The sequence below is a fragment of the Orrella sp. 11846 genome, from assembly GCF_048820935.1.
GTDB lineage: Bacteria > Pseudomonadota > Gammaproteobacteria > Burkholderiales > Burkholderiaceae_B > Algicoccus.
Genome location: NZ_JBMERD010000002.1, coordinates 258,338 through 280,877, shown reverse-complemented (window position 1 = coordinate 280,877; position 22,540 = coordinate 258,338). Strand labels below are relative to the sequence as shown.

Sequence of the window (22,540 nt, the reverse complement as noted above, 5' to 3'; positions counted from 1 at the left end):
AGGGACTCTCACATGAAAACACATCGTTTGCGTAACAGTATTCTGATACTGTTTTTATTGGTGATTGTCTGGGGACTGGCCGTCGTATTTGGTGCATTCAGAACATCGAGCGTCGCACCTCAGGCACTCAAACCCATGTCTGCCAACGAAATGGAGCAACTCGTTGGTAAAGGTCGGGAACTCGTTTTAGCCGGCGACTGTATGGGCTGTCACTCGCAGGTCACCGGACCACAGGCAGCGGGTGGTGTTGCTATCGCCACCCCCTTTGGTACCTTACATTCCACCAACATTTCACCCGACAAAACTCACGGTATTGGCAATTACACCCGTGAAGACTTTCATCGGGTCATGCGTGATGGGATCGCCCCCGGAGACCGCAACCTATACCCAGGTATGCCCTATGTGTTCACACACATCACAACGCCTGACGACATCGATGCCATGTATGCCTATCTGATGAGCATCGAACCCATGAATGTGCCCAACAAACCCAATACTGGTGCATTTGAGTTACCCGTTCGTCCTTTTGTGAACTTCTGGACGTTGTTGAACTTCCCAGATCGCACGTTCACCACCAATCCAGATCGCTCTGAGCTTTGGAATCGCGGCTCCTACCTTGTCAATGGACTGGCACACTGTGCAGCCTGTCACACCCCCATGAATTTCATGATGGGGACCGAGTTTGATCGTCCACTCCAAGGTGGCAACATTGATGGACTGGACATTCCAAACATCACACCTGAAATGCTGGGCAAGCGTGGTTTTGATGTAGACATTCTCACGCAATACCTGCAAACAGGCATTGCACCTCAAGGCACAAGCTTTGCGGGCATGCACACGGTCACGCACTTCTCAACCAGCGCCATGGATGACACCGATGTCAAAGCCGTTGCCACCTACTTACTGACCGATGCAAAGGGCAACATTGTTAAACCCAGTGCAGCCCCTGCGCCCCTGCCACAAGCTGCGCAACCCGCACCTGACAGTGAAATGATGATTGGTCGCAACACTTACATGGCGGCCTGTGCCGGCTGTCACGGTATGCAAGGTGAAGGCATTCCCAATGTGTCACCTGCGCTACATGGCAACGGCATTATCGCCATGGATAGCGCCAAAGACACGATTAGCGTGGTCTTGAATGGAATTCCAACGGAGCACTTCACAGGCAATAAACGCATGTACGCCATGCCACCTTTTGCACATCGCTTGAGTGATGAAGAGATTGCAGATTTGGCCACCTGGGTACGTGCCGAATGGGGTGGTCAAGCCACACCAGTGACTGTCGAAGAGGTGAAAGCACTCGATAGAGCGGTGCAGTAAAACCAACCTCTAAGTTGGACACCGTTACAGCCCCTGGTTACCCTTCAATCAGGGGCTTTTTTATGAGGCAAGCAATCGCACAAGATTTCTAACGACTGTTCTCCTTCTTAGTCAGCAAAAGCGCATACTTTAAGTAACCATCAGAACGTTTCGTATTTCAGTCCGCAAAGCGCTTAAAGTAGCCGTTTTGATTGACGTAAAACCAAGACCACGGCTTTTAGCTTCTGGTGGTCTCACCATTTCGAAACGTAACGCTAAGCTTTTAAGAAAATATGACCACACAGCCGACAATCATCGATCTACTGGCCAGCATTCAACCCGCTCAACCAGAGTTTGCAACACAGTTTGAGCGAGCGTGCGATCCAGGTATTCTGGTGAACGGTCTGGGACCCATAGAACTCCCTATTACACCTCATACAGCGCATCGGCTTTGTGCCATTGCCCAACCGGCTAAATACGGTCTGGGCGAAGACACGGTGCTTGACTTGAACGTACGCGACACATGGGAAATCTCTGCGTCAGAAGTCAGCTTTACCAATCAGAAATGGCATCAAGTTCTGACTAAAGCGCTACAGAAAATTCACACTGATTTATGCATGCCAGATCACGGCAAGCTTCGTGCTGAACTCGACAAACTTCTCATCTATGGTCCCAATCAGTTTTTCTTACCTCACCAGGATTCAGAAAAAGCACCTGGCATGCTGGCAACCTTAACGGTCACACTGCCGTCTGTGTTTACCGGAGGTGTATTTACCGTCAAGCATCAAGACAAAACCTTACGCTCCAAAGGATCCGAAACGGCACTGAATTTTGTGGCGTTTTACGCCGATTGTGAGCATGAAGCACAGGTTGTGGAAGAAGGCTACCGCGTTGTATTGACTTACAAGCTGATTTTGGATGCGCCTGAACGCGTGAATACAACTCAAGCCTTGGATCCAAAGCTGATCACTGATCTCACAAAAGCCTTACAGAGTTACTTTGATCCCTCACAAGGAAAAGATCGATTGGTCTTTTTTATGGATTTTGAATATACCGAACACAGCCTGCGCTGGTCTCATCTCAAAGGAGTCGATCGTCTTCGTGCAAGGGCTTTGGCTATAGCGGCTAAAGCATTGGATGCAGACGTTGCCCTGGCTCAAGCAGAAGTGCAGGAAACTTGGGCGATTGAACCTGCTTTTGACCCTTACGACCGACACTATGGCAGGTACGCTTCTTATACGGATGATTTCGACAAACAATGTCTCATTGACGGTCAAATCACGCTCCATTACTTACGTGATGCGGATGACCACAAAATTGACGAAACCTATCACGATGTCGATGACAACGAGCTCTGCTGGGTGATTCCAACCGACGACTTTGAGCCATTTGAGATGGATGTTGAAGGCTACACCGGCAATGCTGGCAATACAGCCGATTACTGGTATCACCGTGCTGCCGTTGTCATATGGCCTCGCAGTCATTATTTCATTTTGTTGGCAAAATCAAATATTGCAGCTGGATTTAAAGAGATCGCCCGTTTAATACGAACCGAGCAATACGATCTGGCCATGTCGTATCTGCAATTACTCAAAGCACGAAAACTAGATGCTTCACATTGGCGATTCAATGCTGCAAACAAACTGGCCTGTGGCAATCTGCTCACCATTGCAGCCCACATCCCCGATCGCCAAGAAGCCTTGTCACTTTTGCAGCCTCTGAGTTTTGTGCATCTTTCAGAAGAAGCAGTCCAAGATTACTTGAATGTGCTCGATAAACATGAGATCCATTTCAGTCCAGATGAGACAGAGCGCTGGTTCAAACCTTCTTATGATGACGATGATTTAAAGGACTGGGTGGAGATCACACTGCCTGCTTTGCTCGCTGCGTTAAACGAACGCAATGATTCAGACAAAGCGACACAATTAGCCCGTTCACAGATCCAAACATTTCTAAGTCAGATGTGGGGTTTGCAGGCTTTGCGCAGACTGGATCAACGTTCATATGCATGGGACAACTATGTACACGACACACATCCGGATGCCAACAAACTTCTAGCTCTACTTCTAAAGGCTATTTCGCAAACTCAAGACGATGTGTTAATCACCAAAGTGAACGACGATTTATCATCACCGCAAGCCGATCCGTTGGTCGTGCACGATTTACTGCAACAAGCACACAATCTCCCTATCTGGAACCAACTCACAAAAGCTAGAGAAAACTGCGCAGAGCGTCTTCGTCGAGAATTGGCTCGACAACCCAGACAACCGAATGATTGGTCTATTTCGACACAACATGAATACTTTGGGACTGGTCGTGAAATCTTGACTGAGTTTCTATACAGCCTTTCTGAAACAAAGCTTATCTGGCCTTTGGCCAAGCGTCATCGTGAGAAGATTTGCGACTGGATTGATAAGCTTGACATGCCCATTGCCTATGAAGTAGTCAATACGGGAAGCCCACACAAACTGATCCTTACCAAAACCAAACAGCTTTTTGAGCGATCAGCGGCACGACGCAAAGCGCTTGATGAAGCCTATGCTTGGCATGAACAAAACGATGATTGATCGTTACGGGGTGAACGTTAATGACCAAAGCTGGAATAAATGTCAAACCAACTTCTTAGCAAAAATCATGACTCCGGATTTAAGGGGAACAAGCTGGGCTGGATGGTATGATCATGCACATACTTGCGGGCTTTCAGCAACAATGCTTCTAGCTGCTCATCTGTGTGGGCGCTGCCGATATGCTGGATAATTTCTCGACCACCATTTTGGTAGCGCATAATCTGTACTGCCGTCGCATTCGAAGGTGTTTTGACTTTACGGATTTTAAGATCGCAGCGCATGATGAAATAGATGGCACCATTAAATCGAGCAAAGACTGGACGTCAGTCTTGATCTTAAAGGTTTTTGGCTTTCTTTCACAGAACAAGCTCGAACGAGAAAAGGCACTCCCAATGCCCTCCTCGGCGACTACCAACACGCTGAATCAATTGTTGCTCACGTAATTTCTTTAGATTATTCTCAATCGTCGTTGTGCTCACTCCGATCTGCACAGCCATTTCCTTTAACGTCATGCGGGGTTCTTGAAGCAACAGTCTAAGGATAGACAATTGAATGTGCGACAAGTTTTTACCCAAGCTATTAACCAACTTATTACCCAACTCATCACCCAAACTCATCTCTTCCAGCGTTTTCAGAATGGCATCCAACATATACTCCACGAACGGGGCACAATTTGTTAGATCAGTGCTGTCCGCTATGACTTGGTAGTAGCCAACTTGATTGGCGTGCACTAAGCTCTCAACAGGTAAATTCGCAAATAATGGGTTCCACTTTGCCAAAATCAAACTTTGCCAGAGTCGCCCCATCCGCCCATTCCCGTCCGCAAAAGGATGGATAAATTCGAACTCGTAATGAAAAACAGCGCTCGTAATTAAGGCTGGGTAGTCCGTTGTATCCAACCATTTAAATAATTGCGCCATTAATCGAGGCAATTGGCTAGCGGGCGGTGCCATGTGGACGACAGTTCGGTCTTTAAGCACACAAACGCCGCCTCTGCGATATTGCCCGATCTCATCCACTAGGCCAGCCATCAGCACACGGTGCGCTTCTAGTAAATCGTGCTCACTATTGGGGTTATATCGAGCAAAACGCTCGTAAACAGCCAGCGCGTTTTTAACCTCCTGAACTTCTTTAGGCGGTGCAATCACCGGTTTGCCTTCAAGCAGAGCCGTGATTTGTGAAATGCTTAAACTATTACCTTCGATGGCCAAGGACCCTTGAATAGTTCGGATTCGATTAGCTCGCCTAAGCCTAAAAGTCTGCGTCTGAGAATTACGCTCAGCATTTCGTCCAAGCTGATCATTAATTTGACCAAGCAAATTCAGGATCTTAGGTGTCGAGATTAAAGGCGGCTGGTAACTCACAAAACTTCCTAAAGCAGGTCTACACAAGGCGTATTTGTGTAGTTTACGCCTTGTTGCGCTGCATTTCACCAAACCGTTTTACAGTCTGAAGACCCGCGGATTTAACGTATTTAATGAGCCCTTGATTGTGCTTGGTTAACCGCATTTATTTGGCCCAAAGTCAAGTCCCAAATTTGCTGTAATTTCGTTTCCTTTCAGTTAGCCGATACTTGTGGGCTGTCAGGCAGCAGCGTCACCACGTGGTGACGCTGCTGCGCACGCCTGCTCTCACGCCTAATCGCGATAATCATCCATGCTAAATACCGACGAGATTGCCATTTTTCATTGAGCTCGTCGAATCTTGGTCTCCACAGCGGAACTAGCCACATCGCTCAAAGATCGAATAGCTGAAGACAAATAGTCCAACTCTGACTGAGTAGCACCATGCTGCTCATACAGATTCTTCCATCCTCGAACTGCCGACCATACACGGTGCATGACGCTCAATGCTTTTGATTCATTATGAAAAAAAGCTGGAAATGACGCCAATGCATTATCTAACGTGGCGTCTTTACCTTTGGGTCCAATGTCTAAATGTAATCTTCGTGATCGACTAACCTGAGCCCGCGGCACCACATCATAAAGTGGACTTAAGCGCCAGCCTTTGCTTGCATCGTCATAACTAAAAGAATGGTTGCGTAAATGATCATCATCGTTTGTGAGAAAAATATTGAGCACCATTCGAGCATAGAGCTCTTCGATGTCAGCAGCTATACAATCTTTCAAGCAATACGTGCGAATAGCCTTGGCGATATCAGCATAAGACTTAGTATGAGACTCCGACTCTTGACAACCAATCAAGGTCAACGCCGTGCATTGCCCTACTCGACCCTCAGTGAGCCCCAGTCTCGGCACTGTGTCCATGGCACGCTCACCACGCGCCAAAGGTTGCCCAGGAGCAGCCCAATACCGATCAAACCGACGAATCATCAACACTGCTTTATCATCCACCATTTCAACATAGGCAGATGGCACCTGAATACCACTCTGTCTAGCAATTTCTAAAGCACCCGCTTCGAGCACCGCATTACGAGGTCCTCGATCAGTGATGGATGGAAATTTGGCCAACCAGAGCAACCCATCCGCACTACGCACACTCGCTTTGGGACGTGCTCCACCTGCGCTTGAAATACCATTGAAGTACGGCTGCAAAGCAGCTGGAATTTCAACCCCTTCTTCAATCATCGCAGCTGCCTGTAGTAAATACGAAAGATCAACAGTAACTCCAAGCGCTGGACCGGCAGGAGATTGAAGATCTTGGCGAACATCTAACGCACCAACTCGGTCACTACCTGCGTGTAACAAATACATGGACTCGGGAAGGCTTTTTGCTGGAACTTTCAACATACTTTCGATCACTCTGCGTCCCCACGAATCAGGGGCAGCATCACGAATCCCACCAAATTCCTTTAATCCACCGTGGGGAAAGACAAATCCATTAGAGGTCGCTAACGGTAAAGATATTGGATCAATTTCCACAGCGTAACTACGCTCACGATAGCGTTTACCGTAGCCGAACTGCTGCACTTCACCAGTGAGTTGAAGTAATCCTGCAGGCACGAATCCATGCTGATGCTTGGAACCACATCTTTGCGCAACATGTGCAAAAACAGCCAGTGAATCAGGCTCATTTGGAAAGTTAGTCATATCAGAAATCAAGCAAAGAATCGTCAGCTTGCGACTTACGAACACGCCGTGGTTGGAGAGTATCGAGCTGATGCTTAAGCGCTGGGATTTCTCCCGTTAACAAAGCAGTCAAGGATGCGCCTGGGGACAGCGCATCCAGATAACGGAGAATTTGAGACAGCGTTCGATTGGTTGTCCCTGCTTCGATACGGGCAACTGTAGGGCGCGATAACCCTGCCCGTAACGCCGCTTCATCTTGCGTCATTTTGACCGCTTTACGTAGTCTTGCTAGCTGACGACCTAGCATCAACGCTTCCTGTATTTGCGCAGGAGTAAGTGTCAGGGAATCATCGCGTTTCATGTTGAATTCAATTAATCACCCAAAAGAAATCTCTTCTAATTATCAAGAAATCATACAATTAAAGTCAAGAGAAATTATGAAGTTTTGTATCTGATTATTGACCTTAACTAAGATAATGTACACGATCAGATTCAATCAATTTGAATTTATAACAAGAGATTTTCATTGATTGCTTTTGAAACACATTGTAAGAGGCGGACCCCTTGAGCCGGACAATTTTCACCTGAGTTTAAGTTGTTTCCATCTCTTCAATTTCAGCTGCCTAGCGCTGATCTGTCACTGGGTGTTAGAAATTCCGTGCCTGATAGAGACGCACAACAGCGACACCTCGCAGCAAATAGGGAAGGCAAAAATGCTTCTTTGATGATGAAAATCACGCTTGATCCCGTCGGTGACCAACAATGCGCTCACAATCATCGGAATCGGTGATTAACGACACCGGACTAATCGGTCACAATTGATCGGAATATCCAATTGCTTTTTGACCATCATATTCCCTCATCGGATGCAGCTTAATCGACTGTCCGAAAATCGGATAGAACTGCCCCTACGAGGATACTTTTTCGAAAAGCTTCAAGAGATACCCCAATCGGGTGTCAGGCTATATACAGTCCTAAACACATGAGGTAACAAAAAACCCGCTACCTGTTACTGGTGCGGGTTTTTTGATCTTTAAACTCTTTGTAAGAATTCTTGGCGGACGGAGAGGCAGCCAAAGGTAGCTACCAAACCCTATCAAAAACCCCCAACAGCTAACAATGTAAACCCTTGTACTATAAGGCTTTAGTAGCTTATGGTATTATCTGTTATATCAAAACATAGCTATCATTATTATGGATATTTGGCCTGATATTTGGCCTGATAGCGAAACATTTGGCCTGATATTTGGCCTGATAAAAACAAAGGGCAAAGCATGAGTAAGAGAAAACCACCAGCCAGTACAGCAAGGGGCGTAAGCAAACTATTAAGAGATGGCGTAAAGGGGGAGTACAGCGCGGGTAACAGCCTTTACTTATCTGTTAACGGTACGGGGGCGGGTTCGTGGATTTACCGCTATATGATTGATGGCAAACGCCAGCGTATAGGGCTAGGCTCAGCAAGTGATATAAACCTAGCAGATGCTAACCAGCGCCTAGCTGAGCAAAAACAGCTAATAGCTCAAGGCAAAAACCCCTTAGAGGTAAGGCAACAAGCGGCTATTGAGCAAACGAAAGAAAGCCTTACCTTTGAGATGGTGGCAAACGACTATATAGAAGCCCAGCGCCCACGATGGAAAAATGCCAAGCACGCGCAGCAATGGGCTAACACACTGGCTACCTATGCCTACCCAGTAATAGGCCACTTAGCGCCAGCTGACGTAACGACTGAGCACATATTAGAAATATTACGCCCTATATGGGCAAGCAAGCATGAGACGGCCCGTAGGGTACGTAATCGTATAGAGCTGGTGTTAAACGCGGCAAAAGCCCGTAAATTACGCACCGGCGAGAATGTAGCTGCATGGCGTGGCCACCTTGAGCTATTGCTAACCAATACCGCCCCCCGCCCTAAGCATCATGCCGCTCTTAATTGGCGTGAAGTAAAAGCATTTTGGCAGGAAGTGGCCAACCATACAGATACAAGCGCTCAAGCCCTAAAGCTCACCATACTAACTGGATTACGTACAAGTGAAGTATTGGGGGCGCAGTGGCAAGAGATAGATTTAGATGCTGCTATATGGACGGTGCCAGTAGAGCGCATGAAAGCCGGCAAAGCCCACCGCGTGCCATTAAGTAAGCAAGCACTTGAGCTACTGGATACCCTACCCCGCGTCCAGAGCGGGTTGCTCTTTGAGGGGCAATCTATAGGCAAGCCCATTAGTACTATGGCCATGGCTATGAAAGTACGTGGCTTACATGAACGCAAGCACAAAGATGATGGTATAGGCTGGATTGATAGCGATAGCCGTACTATTACAGTACACGGCTTTAGATCCACCTTTAGAGATTGGGCAGCTGAAAATACAAACTTTGAGAATATCGTAGTTGAGATGGCCTTAGCACACACTGTAGGAGCCGCTGTAGAGCGAGCATATAGGCGCGGGGACTTACTAGAGCGCCGCCGCGAGCTGATGCAAGCATGGGCCAATTATGTAACGCAAGCGGCTGATGCTAAGGTGATTCAGTTAAGAAGGGGGGCTTGATATGGCCATTGAAAAGAAAACCATAGGCCGAGGTTACTCAAAAAAAACCATAGCAAAAGTACCTTTGCACAGGCCTAAAGAATTGCTTGATTTTATAAATGAAAAGCAAATGGCAGCAAAAGAAAGCCAACCATGGCGCATAACTAAAAACAATGCAGGGAATGAGGTACTTTCCTTTGGAGGCTGGGAAAATACTGTAAACGAAGCCTATCACACATCAAAAACATACTTAGAAAAAAAAGGCCTGCCTAACAGCTATTGTGTTTATAAATGGCCTGATGGCACATGGAAAATGGAAAAGCCTGACAAAGTAGCTGGCTGGAGCAGGTTAGATTTTCATATCGAAAAACGGCTAGGTTATAGAAGAGATGATTTTGAAGATATGGCGGCAAGAATGTTGGTTTTGGCCACTGACATACCCATATTGATAGAAGAAGGTAAGCATGAAGCGGCTTTAAATGATGCGTTATCACTAGGTTTTTTGATGGCGCTATGGAATGTTTACACGCACGTACATAAAGGCAGTGGCAGCGGCGGCAGAAAAGGCGGCGGCAAGAACCGGAAGGTTAACCCTGATGAGGTAAAGAAAGAGTACGATAAGTTGGAGGTACCAGAGCACAACAAGGTAAGCATACTTGCCAAGCGTTTTAAGACTTCCACACAAACAATAAGAAACGCCTTAAAAAAAGCAGAATAAAAAGCCAAAGCAAGAGGGTAGCCTTTGCTTTAGATAAATAAAGTAGTAACCATGATTAACAACCAGCTAAAGGTTAAAACATGGTTACCACTGAAAGCACTCCAAAAGCCAGACCAAAACAAGTAGCCGAGCACTTTTCTATAAGCGCAATGACGCTATGGCGTTGGGCGCAAAACCCAGATTTTCCAAAACCATTAAAACGCGGCGGCGTTGTTTTATATGATATTGCCGCAATAGAAAACTGGTTAGAGGGGGCGCAACAGTGAAAAAAGCCCCCATCACTAAAAGCAATGAGAGCCTAAACAAGCACCTTTATTATACCAAACTAGCCGCACAACCCCTATTAAAAGCCTTTGCTGGCTTAGTGGCTCTTTATTGCCTAGCCCAGCTATTGGAAATGGGGGGCTTGCTGTGAAAAACAAACAAACATTAGGCGATATCGTTAAAGACAAAGCGAGCTTAGAAAGGACGTTTTTTAGCAAAAAGCAGACTTCGTGCTTTGAGTGCAAAACGCCCATTAATGATAAGACGCGCCGCCGTATTGTCGTTGTAGAGTACAACCCACAAACACATCTTGGATTGGTAGGCTACCAAGTTTGCAGCCCATGTGCAGAAAAGTTATTAGCAAAGCAGATGCACAAACTAAAAACAATTCCTAAAGACATGGCGCAAGCAAACGTGCTTTCACTAGGTGGCACAGTGGGGGGCGTTCAGTAATGGATACAAAAAACGTTACCTATAGCGATGCTGATAACCCGTTTGCGGGTATTGGGAACCAGCCAGCGCTACTTTCATTAGACGGCACAGACCACGAGCTAGGGCTATACACAACACACAGCGCCAAAACGCCAAGCAAGCTAATCAATCTTATTGATTTTGGCTCTATGGTCTTAGAACCAACCAGCAAGGCTAAGAATAGATTACGTCTTATAACCCCCCATTCAGCTACAGGCAAAACAGCCGAAGCAGCAGAACATGCTAAATACGGGGCTGCAATTATTGATGCTGATGGTACAGAAAAAAGCATAGAAGATACGCTTTTTGCATTAACTATAGAGTATGGTTATCAAGGCGCTTTATTCCACTTCACAACAAGCAGCCACGGCAGCACGGTAGATAAAAACGGTAAGCCAAAACACCCCAACAATTACAAAATAGTTATTCCATTGGATAGAGAGGTGGACGGCGAAACGTACCATATCGTAACCACTGGTTTGAACCTAATGCTAGGGTTTGACGCGGCTCAAGGGCGTAGATACCAAGGGTTTTACGAGCCTAACAGCAATACGGAGGGCTTACCCTACCATGGTGACGCTATAGGCTTAGGTGGTGGTTTTCTAACCCCTCAGTGCGAGCTATACAAGGCAGCCGTAGCACGTTACGAACAATACGAAGCAGAACGCCAAGCCAAAGCCGAAGCAGCACCATTAAAACCACGCCTTAGCCTATCTGGTGGTGATGGTGGCATTGTGGAGCTAATCAATAGTGCTTACACAGTAGAGGGCTTACTTGAGGCGTACGGGCATAAGCAACGCGGCAAAAAGTGGCTAAGCCCCCACAGCAGCACAAAAATGGCAGGCGGTGTAATCCTAAGCAACGGGCGGTTTTACTCACACCATGGTGCAGATTGCCCCCTGTCTAGTGACAACCATGACGGACATAGTTTAGATGCAGCGGCTATGCTTTGCGCGCTCAAATATAACAATGATTTTGCTGCAATGATTACAGCCGAAGCTAATAACTTAGATGCAGATGGACAAAAAGCTAGACAGCGTGAACACATGGCAGAACTGGAGCGCCAAAGAGACGCTAAACTACCCGTAGATTTTGAAGTGGTGGAACAAGACTTAAAAGTACCAGAGCAGCCCAGAAACAAACGAAACCAAGAGCGCATATATAACATTATCAAAGATACCGCCATAGGCAGACGGGCTAAGGACTTAGCCTTAACTGTGGAGATGCCAACCGATACCGTTTGTTTGGCTGGCTTAGGCGTGGTTAGTGGCATGGTGGCAGGGGCTAGAGCCGTAGAGCGTAGGGGCTATGGCAGAGTGCCAACGGGTTTATATATTGCAGTTGAGCAGCCACCCAGCACCGGTAAAAGCTATGCGATAAACGGTTTTAGAGATCCACTACTAAAGCAGCTTAAAAAAGCCAATAAAGCGTTTATTGAAAAAACCCAAGAAATGGCTAAAGACGCAGGCGAAGATGAGCCTAAATTTGTGCCATGTTTAGATTTATTCCAAAGTAATGCAACGCCCGAAGCCATGGAGCAAATAGCAGAAAACAACAAGGGCTTATTTAGCGTAGTAGGGGACGAACAAGCTGCTATTGATACGCTATTAGGGCTTACATATGGTGAAGGCAATAACAATAACGGCTTAGTGTTAAACGGCTTTGCTGGTGAATACTTTAGCTCGGCTAGGGTGACTAGGAAGGGGTTTAAGGGGTATGTTTTTGGCGGCGTGACTGTAATGGCCCAAGAGGGTACAGCCCGTAAAATCGTGCAGGGTAGCCAAGGGCAAGGCGTGGTTGAGCGCTTTTTGCTATGGAACGAACCCAACCTATTAGGCGACCGTTTGCTTGAATATCACGAAATGACGACAACCCTAGAATATGAGCAGATGGCTAGTAATTTAGTTAGGTTGGCGGTGGCGCAATACTCGAAAGAGGACAGCGGCCTTGATACCTTACCAACCTTAAAAATTACCTCCGAAGGCTGGGCAGCTATTAAAGCCCTTAGGCTTGAGGTTGAGCCTTTACTTGCTGACGATGGTAAGTACAGCCACCCATTACTACGCGGCGCGGCTGGTAAGGTGGATATGCAAGTAATGAAAATAGCAGCTACTTTGCATATGACTGATGAGTGCCTAGAGCTAGTTACACCAGACACCCTATATTGGGAACCACACTATATTATTCATGATAAATACGTAACGATGGCTATCGAGGTAGTAAAGGTGACACTGGAGCAGCTAATACACACCTTAGAAGCTAACGGCATTATTGGGCGTGATAGTTACATGGACGCATTGGCAGAGTATTTGGAGAGTAAGCACAAACCAATAACAGCCCGCGCCATTGCTCAGAGCCTAAAGAACCGCACTATATTTAAAAGTACAGGCAAGCCAACCCAATATATAAACGAAGCCTTACAACGCCTAGTAGATATTGAGGTGGTAACAGCTACACAGGAAACCATAGGAGGGAAACCCCAAACCGTGTACAAGATGCATTAAAACTTAGCCAAACTGGTGGGTGGTTGGGGTATTTGGGGTAAGCGATACCCCAGACCTTACCCCAAACTAAACGGCATGAATAAAGGCTTTAGGGCATATTGGGGTAAATAGTACTACCCCCCCTATGTTTTTTATATTCTCTTTTTTACACACCAAGAAAGGCTAAGAACCGCATACATAGTACCCCCCTCCTATTTACCCCAAACAGGCTCAAAGCCTTTAGATATGCGGGTTTTGGTGGGGTAAGAGCTGGGGTAGGCGATGCCCCAGATACCCCAACTGCCCCAATACCCCCAGCGTGGCTAAACATAAACAACCAGCAACATTATTTAGGAGCAGCAACGCATGACAAAGACAACCAATGCAGAACGATTAAAAAAGTACCGCGCCAAGATGGAGCAGCACGGGTTTAGACGGCTTAGCTTTTATGCCAGTAAGGAGTTAAACGAGCTAATCGCAAAAGAGCGTCAACCGTCCGAATGTGGGGGGCGTGTATTGGAGCGTTTGCTATTAGGTGAAGCGGCTAAGCGTCCTGATTATTGGACGCGACAGGAACGGATAGAGCGCAGACGGGCACCACATTACGACACACCATCTGGTTAGATGAAATATCGCATGGAGCAATGCTCAGATAATTATTTGCAAGCGCCCGTGTAGACAATCACTCGTTGAACTCTTTCTGGTGGATAATTGATCGTGTATCCAGAGGGGCAAATGTCTTCTGAGCCGACCCAATTAGAGATAAGCCACTCGGCTTGGGTTTGCATTTGTTCTGGCGTGTAGTCGGAGTAAGCGATTTCATGAATCAGGTATCTGAAAGTGGTTTGGCCTTCAGGAGATCTCTGCACACTACCCTCGCCTTTCATTAACTCTATTGTTGACTCCGGCGAAACCGCTACCATCATTGATGGGGAACAACCCGCCAGCAACATAGAGATACAAGCAATTGAAAAAAGTTTGGTGAAATTCATATGAAGTTCCTGTGATTCGTTTTGTGTGACCACTGACCTATCAGCACATTAAAGTTATCTGTACCTTAGTTGCAAGTCAACCCGGTAGCAATTTTCCGACTATAAAAAACGTGATAGTGGAAATTTTTTGTCGTATACGCAGGCGCACGCGAGTATGGAAATTATGGACGCTTATGCGCGTGCGCGATGGTGGAAATTCAACGAACCATAACCCCCACCCCACCAGCTTGGCTAAGGGTGTTTAACATAAGCCGCCCCCCATAAAAAAATGGAGGCCAATAATGCAGCTCACGGGCGCGTACGTGATAGGACACTAAATACCCGCAATTACGGGGAATTAATGATAGCTCACAGGCGCGTACGTGGTGGGCACTTTTTTCGGTCGTAAAACTTTTACGACTGGCAGCACTCAACGCCCCCAGCAATGGGGGTTTTTTAATGTGTAGGCAAAACAGCCCGAAGTAAAAACATTTGGCCTGATAAGTGGCCTGATAGAATTTTAGACGTAAAAAAAACCCCTGATAAATCAAGGGCTTAGTAAAATCTTTGGCGGACGGAGAGGGATTCGAACCCTCGATACGCTATGAACGTATACACGCTTTCCAGGCGTGCGCCTTCAACCACTCGGCCACCCGTCCTATTTATTCAATCTATACAGGAACTGCACAAACTGAACTGTAAGCGCATGAGTTTAACAGACTCTGCGCAATTTAGGTAAAACGCCTTCGATTAGCCCGTGTTTTACCAAGTTCTTTGATTTTCTGCTATGCGTATTCTCGTTTAAACAGAAGCCGGACGACTCTTCTCAAACTGCAACATCCGCTGTACATAACGCGCAATGGTATCGACTTCCACATTGACTGGAGAGCCGGACTGTAAATTCTTCAATGTCGTTGCCTGAACTGTATGCGGGATCAGGTTGATCTCGATATGGGTTCGTTGACCTTTGTCCTGCACTTGATTCACAGTCAGACTTACACCATTAATCGCAACTGAACCTTTGTACGCCATGTAAGCGCCCAGATCGCCGGTCACCGCAATCTCCAAACGGTGTGATTCGCCCACCTGCTCAAATGCAACAACCTCACCCAAACCATCTACGTGCCCGGAAACGATGTGTCCACCTAAGGGGTCTCCTACGCACAATGCTTTCTCCAGATTCACAGGGCCTGGTTGCTCAAGACCGACAGTACGATTCAAGCTTTCTCTTGAGACATCGACCGTAAACCCACGATCGGTGAGTGTGGTCACTGTCATACACGCACCTTGTAGTGCAATGGAATCACCGATTTTGACATCATGTAAATCCAATTCGCCAGCATCCACCTGTAAGCGCACACCGGCGTCTTGTTGTCCTTGATCGATCGGTTCTACTGATTGAATTTCACCGACAGCTGCCACAATTCCTGTAAACATTTTCTAAGATTCCTGTATTCAACACGATCCCAATACGCTCGATTTAAGCGCTGAGAACCTGTTCATTTAACATTTGAATATGCGCTTCGAGCTGTTGCCAACGTTGTGGGTTTCTTAATCGAAGTCTGGCATCTGTACCCACTGTGCTTGCCTGCAACATCGTCCATCTTTTGACGGTCTCTAAAGACAAAACGGGTTCAACTTGCAACATGGCATCACCACCACCAAGCAGGATCGGCGCCATGTAGACAAGCAACTCATCAACACACCCAGCTTGCCACAATGCCTGATTCAATCGACCACCGGCTTCCACATGAACCTCATTGATCTCATGGTCAGCCAGCCAACGCATGACACTGGGTAAATCCACGCGTTGCGTATCTTGAGCTTGGGTTGTTTGTGCAGGTAGATACACAACCTTGGCACCTCGCTCGGTCATCGCAGCTACCTTGTCTGCAGATTGACTGGCTGTAAAAATGATCAATCCTGGCGTCTGTAGCAATTTTGAGTGCAGTGGAATGTCCAGACGTCCATCAATCACAGCACGTAATGGCTGGCGATCTGTTTGTACAGCGCGCACATTCATTTGCGGATTATCGGCTTTCACCGTCCCACTGCCCGTCAAAACCAAGCAACTACGTGCACGCCAATGGTGACCATCGGCTCTGGCTGCTTCACCCGTAATCCACTGCGACTGTCCTGTTTGCGTGGCGGTGTAACCATCCAAGGACGCCGCAATCTTTAACCAGACATAGGGCAAACCGAATAAAGCGCGATACAAAAAGCCTGGATTCACTTCCAGTGCGTGCTTTGCACAAACACCAACCTCAACTTCGATGCCTGCTTGGCGTAAAGCCTGAACACCTCGTCCCGACACCTTGGAATTTGGATCGACATGGGCAATGACGACACGCTGCGGACGTGCTTGAATTAATGCCTCAACGCAAGGCGGCGTTTTACCTGTGTGACTACAAGGTTCAAGCGTGACATAGACAGTCGCCCCGTGGGCAGACAAACCTTGTAACTTCAACTGACGTAAGGCCATCACTTCTGCGTGGGCTTGACCGGCTGCTTGGGTGGAACCTTGCGCTAAAACTTGCTCATCGCGCACGATCACACAGCCAACTCTAGGATTGGGGGATGGGATATAAAGTGCTTTTTGCGCCAATGACAGCGCTTGCGTCATCCAGCGTACATCCATGTCTGATTCGAAGTTTGACTCAGACACCCTGCTCACCACTTAATCCGATGCGCCACCCGATTTGGGTGTTTGCATGGCTTGGATGGCATGGATAAATTCGCCGATGTCTTCAAAACTTTGATAAACCGAGGCGAAACGCACATAAGCCACTTTATCAAGACGGCTCAGCTCATCCATGACCAAGCCACCGATGGTTTCCGTACTGACTTCACGCTGACCACTCACTAGGAGTTGCTCATTAATGCGATGAACGACTCGGTCGATTTCATCGGTACTCACTGGACGCTTGCGCAAGGCAAGCTTAAGACTGGCTTCTAATTTGCTGGCGTCATATTCCTGGCGCACGCCGTTGCGTTTAACCACAATCGGCATGGCCAGTTCGGCACGTTCATAGGTTGTGAAACGCTTGTCACAGTGCTCGCAACGACGGCGACGACGAATCACTTCGCCGTCTTCTGTCTCTCGCGAATCAGCGACAGATGTCGCGTTATGCCTGCAATAAGGACATTTCATCCTGTTTTGCCTTATGAATTACTTGTAAACCGGGAAAGCCGATGTCAACGCATGGACACGTTCACGTACTTTCAGGAGATTGTCCTGGTCGTGTGGGTTATCCAAGACATCTGCAAACAGATTTGCTGTCAACACGGTTTCTTCAATCCCAAAACCACGTGTCGTGATCGCAGGTGTACCCAAACGGACACCGCTGGTCACAAATGGTTTTTCTGGATCATTTGGAATGGCGTTTTTGTTGACTGTGATGTGTGCTTCACCCAGTGCTTCTTCAGCCAACTTACCGGTGATGCCTTTAGCGCGCAGATCCACGAGCATGACGTGACTTTCTGTACGGCCAGACACAATCCGCAGACCGCGTTTAACCAATGTGTCGGCAAGCGCTTGAGCGTTTTCAATGACTTGTTTGGCGTAATCTTTAAATTCTGGCTGCAAGGCTTCTTTAAAGCAAACGGCTTTGGCGGCAATGACGTGCATCAACGGACCACCCTGGATACCTGGGAAAATCGCTGAGTTAATGGCACGCTCGTACTCTGACTTCATCAAAATCAAGCCACCACGAGGACCGCGCAATGATTTGTGGGTTGTCGATGTCACAAAGTCTGCATAAGGCACGGGGCTGGGATATGCGCCACCGGCAACCAGACCGGCGTAATGGGCAACGTCCACCATGAACAGCGCACCATTCTCGTGTGCGATGCGACCCAGACGCTCAAAATCCATGCGCAAGGAATACGCTGACGCACCGGCCACAATCATCTTGGGTTTTTCTGTTTTAGCGAGCTCTTCGACGCGGTCATAGTCCAACACTTCGTTGGCATCCAAGCCGTACTGTACAAAACGGTACAGTTTGCCAGAGGCATTCACACTGGCACCGTGTGTCAAGTGACCACCTTCTGCCAGACTCATCCCCAACACGGTATCACCGGGCTTGAGCATGGCCATGTACACGCCCTGGTTGGCTTGTGAACCAGAGTTAGGCTGCACGTTCGCTGCTTCAGCACCAAAGAGCTCTTTGGCACGCTCGATTGCGAGATCTTCGACGATATCGACAAATTCGCAGCCACCATAATAACGTTTGCCAGGATAGCCCTCGGCATACTTGTTGGTCATCTGCGAGCCTTGCGCCTGCATCACCGCTGGACTGGTGTAGTTTTCTGAGGCGATTAACTCGATATGCTCTTCCTGACGACGGTCTTCTTTCTGAATAGCATCCCAGACTTGTGGGTCCACGCGGTCAAGCGTCTGATTTCGATCGAACATGTGTGCAATTCCTGCAAGGTTTGGAGGCAGCCGGCAAGGCATTAGAAAACAAGCCCATTTCCAATGGCATTCACACCAAACTGGCGGACTTGTCGGGTTTCAGGTGTGCGATTGTACCGCTTTCGTCAAGGCTATTGGGTCAAACCCCTACGGAACACACCATTGGGGTTCGATCAAAAACACAATTTAAAGCGAGATCAGGCTCTAAAAGCCACTCGCACCGTCGGCTGGAATCAACTGCCTGATCTTAAAACGTTATTCGTCGGGCACCAACGCCGGATTCAAGGTATAAAGCCCAGTGATACTGCCCTGTCCGAGCACATGTGGCTGAATCGCTTCCAACAATGTTTTAGCGGTAAAAGTTCCTTCAACGGGTGCACGGTCTACATCTAACGCATAGACGGTAAAAATGTATCGATGCACAAGTTCATCATTCCAAGGCGGGCAAGGTCCGTCATACCCAAAATAGTCACCTGACATATCTCGGTCATTTGCAAACCAGCTGGTGTAGTCATTCAAGCCCTGGCGCATTTCTTGAATCGTGAGCGGCCCACCTTTACCACGTGGTGTCACTGTCTGACTAAACTCACCTTCCTTCAACTCACGCCGATCGGCTGGAATATCCACCAGCACCCAGTGAATGAAATCTGCTCTGGGCAAATCTGCGCTGACGGAACGCCCTTCCTGATTAACGTCATCCCCCACGGTTGGTGCATCCGGATCATGGCACACCACCACAAAAGACTGGGTCTGCTCAGGCACAGCGTCCCAAGCCAGATGCGGGCTGATATTGTCGGCCAACCCGATATGGGCCTGCGGATCAATCTTGCCGAATGCATAACGCGCCGGGATCACACCCCGTTCTTCAAACGACTGACTGGTGACTTTCATACAACCCTCCAATACATTGACACCTGACAAATCGAGTGGTCTATCTAAATTCACTCGATCGTAACTCTGGCAAATCGGCGCTTGCCGACTTGCACGACATAGGTCCCTTGCTCGAGGCTCAAGGATCGATCTTCGACCTTTTGACCATCGACGCGAACACCGCCTTGCTGAACATTACGCTGGGCCTCGGAGCCAGAGCTCACCAAATTGGCTTCGCGCAACACCTTCAGGATACCCATCGGGGCAGGCCCTAAACTCACTTCATCGATATCTTCGGGGATCGCACCATCGCGAAACCTTGCCTCAAAAGCAGCCAATGCAGCCTGCGCAGCCTCCTCATTATGGAAGCGTGCCACAATTTCCAGCGCAAGCTCCACTTTGACATCGCGCGGATTGCGTCCCTGCTCAACAGCTTCTTTTAAAGCCTCTACGTCTTGAAGCGAGCGAAATGACAACAATTCAAAGTAACGCCACATCAATTCATCCGAGATTGACATCAGCTTACCGAACATCTGCTCTGCAGGCTCGCTAATGCCAATGTAATTCCCTTTGCTCTTGGACATCTTTTCAACGCCGTCAGTTCCCTCAAGCAATGGCATCGTTAAAATGCACTGAGGTTCTTGACCATACTCTCGTTGTAACTCACGTCCCACCAGTAAGTTGAACTTCTGGTCGGTGCCGCCCAATTCCAAATCGGACTTCAATGCCACAGAGTCATAACCCTGCATCAGTGGGTATAAAAACTCATGAATCGAGATCGACACACCTTGGCGATAGCGTTGCGTAAAGTCTTCACGCTCCAACATTCTGGCAACGGTGTGTTTTGAGGCGAGTTCAATCATGCCGCGCGCACCCAACTGATCACACCATTCAGAGTTGTAACGAATCTCTGTACGCTCAGGATCAAGCACCATGCTGGCTTGCGCATAATACGTTTTGGCGTTTTCTTCAATTTGCGCCGCAGTCAGTGGTGGGCGGGTGGCGTTACGACCGGATGGGTCCCCAATCATGGAGGTGAAATCACCAATCAGAAAAATAACCGTGTGCCCCAAATCTTGTAATTGGCGCAACTTATTGAGCACAACGGTGTGACCCAAGTGAATGTCGGGCGCTGTCGGGTCTAGTCCCAACTTGATTCGAAGTGGCTCGCCGGTGGCTTCACTGCGGGCAAGCTTTTGTTCAAACTCAGCAGGCACCAGCAACTCGTCACAGCCGCGCAGGACAATCGCCATACTTTCCCGAACACGATCAGTAATCGGGTATTTGGGCGCTTCGCGCTCAGTCTGACGGTTTGATGAGATTTTATTTTCAGGGATCGTGTTCATAGTCTATTAATCAATCACTCGGCAAATCTGGCCATGCCGAAAAGCCTTCTGGCTGGTGCTCTGAGCATAATATGTCAATCAGAACATCACTTAAGGTTATTCATTTAAAAACTAGGCTAACATTATGACAGCTTTGGATACATGACTTCCGACACCGCACGGGTGTCGTGGTTTTCCTTTTTTCTGACTCGCCACAATGAGTATGCCCATGCAAACAAAGTCAACACCCAATCATACGACACCCCGCTCTCGCATTCCTACACGCTTCATACTTGGCTCTATGGTCGGCGGCATGCTGGTTGCAGCTGGCGCAGTCGCCATGGTCAAACCTTCGGGTGAAGCCCCAGTTTCGCGAATGCTCGTGTCTGATGTCATGGGTGTGTCCTTACGTGACACCACCCCCATCGTGAGCACAGAAGCTGAAGTCGATACATTTTTCACAGAAACCCGCATTGAGTCCGGCGATACCATCGCGGCTGTGCTCAACCGCCTTGGCGTTTCTGAAGACGGCCTGATTCACTTCATCAACGTGAATAAAGACGCACGCGCCGGTCACCGCCTCGTGCCTGGCCGTACAGTTCAAGCCGCTCACGACGGCCATGGCGGTCTGCGTTGGGTTCGTTACTACCATACACCCGGCACTGAAAACAAAGGCGAACACCTAACTCAGTATCTGGAAATCAGCAAAACCGCAGAAAAGAATTTTGAGGCTAAAGAAGTCTCCAAACAAACCGAATCCTCAACACAAGTGGGCTTCGGTGTCATTGAATCTTCCCTGTTTGCAGCCACTGACGCTGCCGGCATTCCAGATGGCGTGACCATTCAGATGGCTGAGATTCTGAGCGACAAGATCGACTTCATGCGTGACATGCGCAAAGGCGATCAATTTCGTGTGATCTATGAAACTCGCTATCACGAAGGTCGCCCCGCAGGCGCTGGTCGTGTGTTGGCAGTGGAGTTCATCAACAAAGGCCGTAAATCAGAAGCCTACTGGTATGCCGAAGGCAATCAGTCTGGTGGTTACTACGACGCCACAGGTAAAAACCTTCGAGGCGCATTTTTGCGCAACCCCATCAAATTTACACGTGTGAGCTCGACCTTTGGTATGCGCAAGCATCCGATCCACAACAAATGGCGCAGCCACAATGGTGTCGACTTGGCTGCACCCAGCGGTACACCCATTCGTGCCAGTGCAGACGGTGTCGTTGAAGCGATATCAAGCATGCGCGGATACGGTAATACGATCATCTTGCGTCACCCCAACAACATCACAACGCTTTACGCTCACCAAAGTCGCTTTGCAAAAGGCCTTAAAAAAGGTGATCGCGTTTCTCAAGGTGATGTGATCGGATTTGTCGGATCAACTGGTTGGGCAACGGGTCCCCATCTGCACTATGAGTTCCGTGTCAACGGCAAGCCAATTGATCCCCATGGCATCAAACTGCCTGAAGTGATTGCACTTGAAGAGCAACAAGTCAAAGCATTCACAGCCGCCATCGAGCCACTGCGCACGCAGATTGAGCGATTGGCCACTTTGCAGAAAGACAATCCAGATATCCTGAAAGTCGCATTTCGCTAAAACAGAC

General features: G+C 48.1%; 20 protein-coding genes and 1 tRNA gene. 9 read left to right on the top strand and 12 right to left on the bottom strand.

Annotated features, from left to right (window positions below; translation table 11 throughout):
• The first annotated feature begins 12 nt into the window (after positions 1 to 12).
• Positions 13 to 1,320: a cytochrome c gene (locus tag ACOI06_RS02950; protein WP_420660999.1), complete on the top strand. Its 1,308-nt coding sequence runs from the start codon at positions 13 to 15 to the stop codon at positions 1,318 to 1,320.
• Between the two features lie 272 nt (positions 1,321 to 1,592).
• Complete coding sequence (locus ACOI06_RS02945; protein WP_420660998.1) at positions 1,593 to 3,866, top strand: 2OG-Fe(II) oxygenase; 2,274 nt, start codon at positions 1,593 to 1,595, stop codon at positions 3,864 to 3,866.
• A 65-nt stretch (positions 3,867 to 3,931) separates the two neighbouring features.
• Here ACOI06_RS02945 and ACOI06_RS02940 read toward each other — a convergent pair whose 3' ends face one another.
• From ACOI06_RS02940 to ACOI06_RS02925, 4 genes are all read right to left on the bottom strand, one after another.
• Complete coding sequence (locus ACOI06_RS02940; RefSeq protein WP_420660997.1) at positions 3,932 to 4,147, bottom strand: hypothetical protein; 216 nt, start codon at positions 4,145 to 4,147, stop codon at positions 3,932 to 3,934.
• A 75-nt stretch (positions 4,148 to 4,222) separates the two neighbouring features.
• Positions 4,223 to 5,230: a Fic family protein gene (locus ACOI06_RS02935; protein WP_420660996.1), complete on the bottom strand. Its 1,008-nt coding sequence runs from the start codon at positions 5,228 to 5,230 to the stop codon at positions 4,223 to 4,225.
• A gap of 321 nt (positions 5,231 to 5,551) precedes the next feature.
• Entirely contained in the window at positions 5,552 to 6,916 is a 1,365-nt protein-coding gene (locus ACOI06_RS02930; RefSeq protein ID WP_420660995.1) for a type II toxin-antitoxin system HipA family toxin, read from the bottom strand.
• Between the two features lies 1 nt (position 6,917).
• Entirely contained in the window at positions 6,918 to 7,256 is a 339-nt protein-coding gene (locus ACOI06_RS02925) for a helix-turn-helix transcriptional regulator (protein WP_420660994.1), read from the bottom strand.
• Between the two features lie 913 nt (positions 7,257 to 8,169).
• Between ACOI06_RS02925 and ACOI06_RS02920 the strand changes: the two genes are divergently transcribed.
• The 6 genes from ACOI06_RS02920 to ACOI06_RS02895 all read left to right on the top strand — a co-directional run bounded on the left by ACOI06_RS02920 (position 8,170) and on the right by ACOI06_RS02895 (position 13,977).
• Positions 8,170 to 9,438: a tyrosine-type recombinase/integrase gene (locus ACOI06_RS02920; RefSeq protein WP_420660993.1), complete on the top strand. Its 1,269-nt coding sequence runs from the start codon at positions 8,170 to 8,172 to the stop codon at positions 9,436 to 9,438.
• A gap of 1 nt (position 9,439) precedes the next feature.
• Entirely contained in the window at positions 9,440 to 10,135 is a 696-nt protein-coding gene (locus tag ACOI06_RS02915) for a hypothetical protein (RefSeq protein ID WP_420660992.1), read from the top strand.
• Between the two features lie 80 nt (positions 10,136 to 10,215).
• A complete protein-coding gene (locus ACOI06_RS02910; RefSeq protein ID WP_420660991.1) occupies positions 10,216 to 10,401 on the top strand; it encodes a helix-turn-helix transcriptional regulator in 186 nt (61 codons plus the stop codon).
• Positions 10,402 to 10,546: 145 nt separating this feature from the next.
• A complete protein-coding gene (locus ACOI06_RS02905) occupies positions 10,547 to 10,852 on the top strand; it encodes a hypothetical protein (protein ID WP_420660990.1) in 306 nt (101 codons plus the stop codon).
• Positions 10,852 to 13,374 carry a DUF3987 domain-containing protein gene (locus ACOI06_RS02900; RefSeq protein WP_420660989.1) on the top strand — a complete coding sequence of 841 codons (2,523 nt, stop codon included), beginning with the start codon at positions 10,852 to 10,854 and terminating at the stop codon, positions 13,372 to 13,374. Before ACOI06_RS02905 ends, ACOI06_RS02900 begins: the two co-directional genes overlap by 1 nt.
• 345 nt (positions 13,375 to 13,719) lie before the next feature.
• On the top strand, positions 13,720 to 13,977 hold the full coding sequence (locus tag ACOI06_RS02895) for a hypothetical protein (protein ID WP_420660988.1): 258 nt from the start codon (positions 13,720 to 13,722) through the stop codon (positions 13,975 to 13,977).
• 32 nt (positions 13,978 to 14,009) lie between these two features.
• Here ACOI06_RS02895 and ACOI06_RS02890 read toward each other — a convergent pair whose 3' ends face one another.
• From ACOI06_RS02890 to tyrS, 8 genes are all read right to left on the bottom strand, one after another.
• Positions 14,010 to 14,345 (bottom strand): hypothetical protein, encoded by a 336-nt coding sequence (locus ACOI06_RS02890; protein WP_420660987.1) that lies wholly within the window; start codon positions 14,343 to 14,345, stop codon positions 14,010 to 14,012.
• Positions 14,346 to 14,892: 547 nt separating this feature from the next.
• Positions 14,893 to 14,983 (bottom strand) — tRNA-Ser (locus ACOI06_RS02885).
• Between the two features lie 142 nt (positions 14,984 to 15,125).
• On the bottom strand, positions 15,126 to 15,761 hold the full coding sequence (locus tag ACOI06_RS02880) for a riboflavin synthase (protein ID WP_420660986.1): 636 nt from the start codon (positions 15,759 to 15,761) through the stop codon (positions 15,126 to 15,128).
• Between the two features lie 43 nt (positions 15,762 to 15,804).
• Positions 15,805 to 16,962: a bifunctional diaminohydroxyphosphoribosylaminopyrimidine deaminase/5-amino-6-(5-phosphoribosylamino)uracil reductase RibD gene (gene ribD / locus ACOI06_RS02875; RefSeq protein WP_420660985.1), complete on the bottom strand. Its 1,158-nt coding sequence runs from the start codon at positions 16,960 to 16,962 to the stop codon at positions 15,805 to 15,807.
• A 39-nt stretch (positions 16,963 to 17,001) separates the two neighbouring features.
• A complete protein-coding gene (nrdR, locus tag ACOI06_RS02870) occupies positions 17,002 to 17,475 on the bottom strand; it encodes a transcriptional regulator NrdR (protein WP_420660984.1) in 474 nt (157 codons plus the stop codon).
• Between the two features lie 18 nt (positions 17,476 to 17,493).
• Positions 17,494 to 18,738 (bottom strand): serine hydroxymethyltransferase, encoded by a 1,245-nt coding sequence (gene glyA / locus ACOI06_RS02865; RefSeq protein ID WP_420660983.1) that lies wholly within the window; start codon positions 18,736 to 18,738, stop codon positions 17,494 to 17,496.
• A gap of 255 nt (positions 18,739 to 18,993) precedes the next feature.
• Positions 18,994 to 19,629 carry a YbhB/YbcL family Raf kinase inhibitor-like protein gene (locus ACOI06_RS02860; RefSeq protein WP_420660982.1) on the bottom strand — a complete coding sequence of 212 codons (636 nt, stop codon included), beginning with the start codon at positions 19,627 to 19,629 and terminating at the stop codon, positions 18,994 to 18,996.
• 50 nt (positions 19,630 to 19,679) lie between these two features.
• Entirely contained in the window at positions 19,680 to 20,861 is a 1,182-nt protein-coding gene (gene tyrS, locus ACOI06_RS02855) for a tyrosine--tRNA ligase (protein WP_420661024.1), read from the bottom strand.
• A gap of 301 nt (positions 20,862 to 21,162) precedes the next feature.
• Here tyrS and ACOI06_RS02850 point away from each other — a divergent pair, with 301 nt between their 5' ends.
• On the top strand, positions 21,163 to 22,533 hold the full coding sequence (locus ACOI06_RS02850; RefSeq protein ID WP_420660981.1) for a peptidoglycan DD-metalloendopeptidase family protein: 1,371 nt from the start codon (positions 21,163 to 21,165) through the stop codon (positions 22,531 to 22,533).
• Positions 22,534 to 22,540 lie beyond the last annotated feature (7 nt).

What these genes read in the sequence shown, in the direction of transcription:
- ACOI06_RS02860 (WP_420660982.1), bottom strand. Translation starts at nt 19,629, where the DNA reads ATGAAAGTCACCAGTCAGTCGTTTGAAGAACGGGGTGTGATCCCGGCG.
- tyrS (WP_420661024.1), bottom strand. Translation starts at nt 20,861, where the DNA reads ATGGCGATTGTCCTGCGCGGCTGTGACGAGTTGCTGGTGCCTGCTGAG.
- ACOI06_RS02925 (WP_420660994.1), bottom strand. Translation starts at nt 7,256, where the DNA reads ATGAAACGCGATGATTCCCTGACACTTACTCCTGCGCAAATACAGGAA.
- ACOI06_RS02850 (WP_420660981.1), top strand. Translation starts at nt 21,163, where the DNA reads ATGCAAACAAAGTCAACACCCAATCATACGACACCCCGCTCTCGCATT.
- ACOI06_RS02920 (WP_420660993.1), top strand. Translation starts at nt 8,170, where the DNA reads ATGAGTAAGAGAAAACCACCAGCCAGTACAGCAAGGGGCGTAAGCAAA.
- ACOI06_RS02900 (WP_420660989.1), top strand. Translation starts at nt 10,852, where the DNA reads ATGGATACAAAAAACGTTACCTATAGCGATGCTGATAACCCGTTTGCG.
- ACOI06_RS02930 (WP_420660995.1), bottom strand. Translation starts at nt 6,916, where the DNA reads ATGACTAACTTTCCAAATGAGCCTGATTCACTGGCTGTTTTTGCACAT.
- ACOI06_RS02895 (WP_420660988.1), top strand. Translation starts at nt 13,720, where the DNA reads ATGACAAAGACAACCAATGCAGAACGATTAAAAAAGTACCGCGCCAAG.
- ACOI06_RS02880 (WP_420660986.1), bottom strand. Translation starts at nt 15,761, where the DNA reads ATGTTTACAGGAATTGTGGCAGCTGTCGGTGAAATTCAATCAGTAGAA.
- ribD (WP_420660985.1), bottom strand. Translation starts at nt 16,962, where the DNA reads ATGGATGTACGCTGGATGACGCAAGCGCTGTCATTGGCGCAAAAAGCA.
- ACOI06_RS02950 (WP_420660999.1), top strand. Translation starts at nt 13, where the DNA reads ATGAAAACACATCGTTTGCGTAACAGTATTCTGATACTGTTTTTATTG.
- ACOI06_RS02940 (WP_420660997.1), bottom strand. Translation starts at nt 4,147, where the DNA reads ATGCGCTGCGATCTTAAAATCCGTAAAGTCAAAACACCTTCGAATGCG.
- ACOI06_RS02915 (WP_420660992.1), top strand. Translation starts at nt 9,440, where the DNA reads ATGGCCATTGAAAAGAAAACCATAGGCCGAGGTTACTCAAAAAAAACC.
- ACOI06_RS02910 (WP_420660991.1), top strand. Translation starts at nt 10,216, where the DNA reads ATGGTTACCACTGAAAGCACTCCAAAAGCCAGACCAAAACAAGTAGCC.
- glyA (WP_420660983.1), bottom strand. Translation starts at nt 18,738, where the DNA reads ATGTTCGATCGAAATCAGACGCTTGACCGCGTGGACCCACAAGTCTGG.
- ACOI06_RS02890 (WP_420660987.1), bottom strand. Translation starts at nt 14,345, where the DNA reads ATGAATTTCACCAAACTTTTTTCAATTGCTTGTATCTCTATGTTGCTG.
- ACOI06_RS02945 (WP_420660998.1), top strand. Translation starts at nt 1,593, where the DNA reads ATGACCACACAGCCGACAATCATCGATCTACTGGCCAGCATTCAACCC.
- nrdR (WP_420660984.1), bottom strand. Translation starts at nt 17,475, where the DNA reads ATGAAATGTCCTTATTGCAGGCATAACGCGACATCTGTCGCTGATTCG.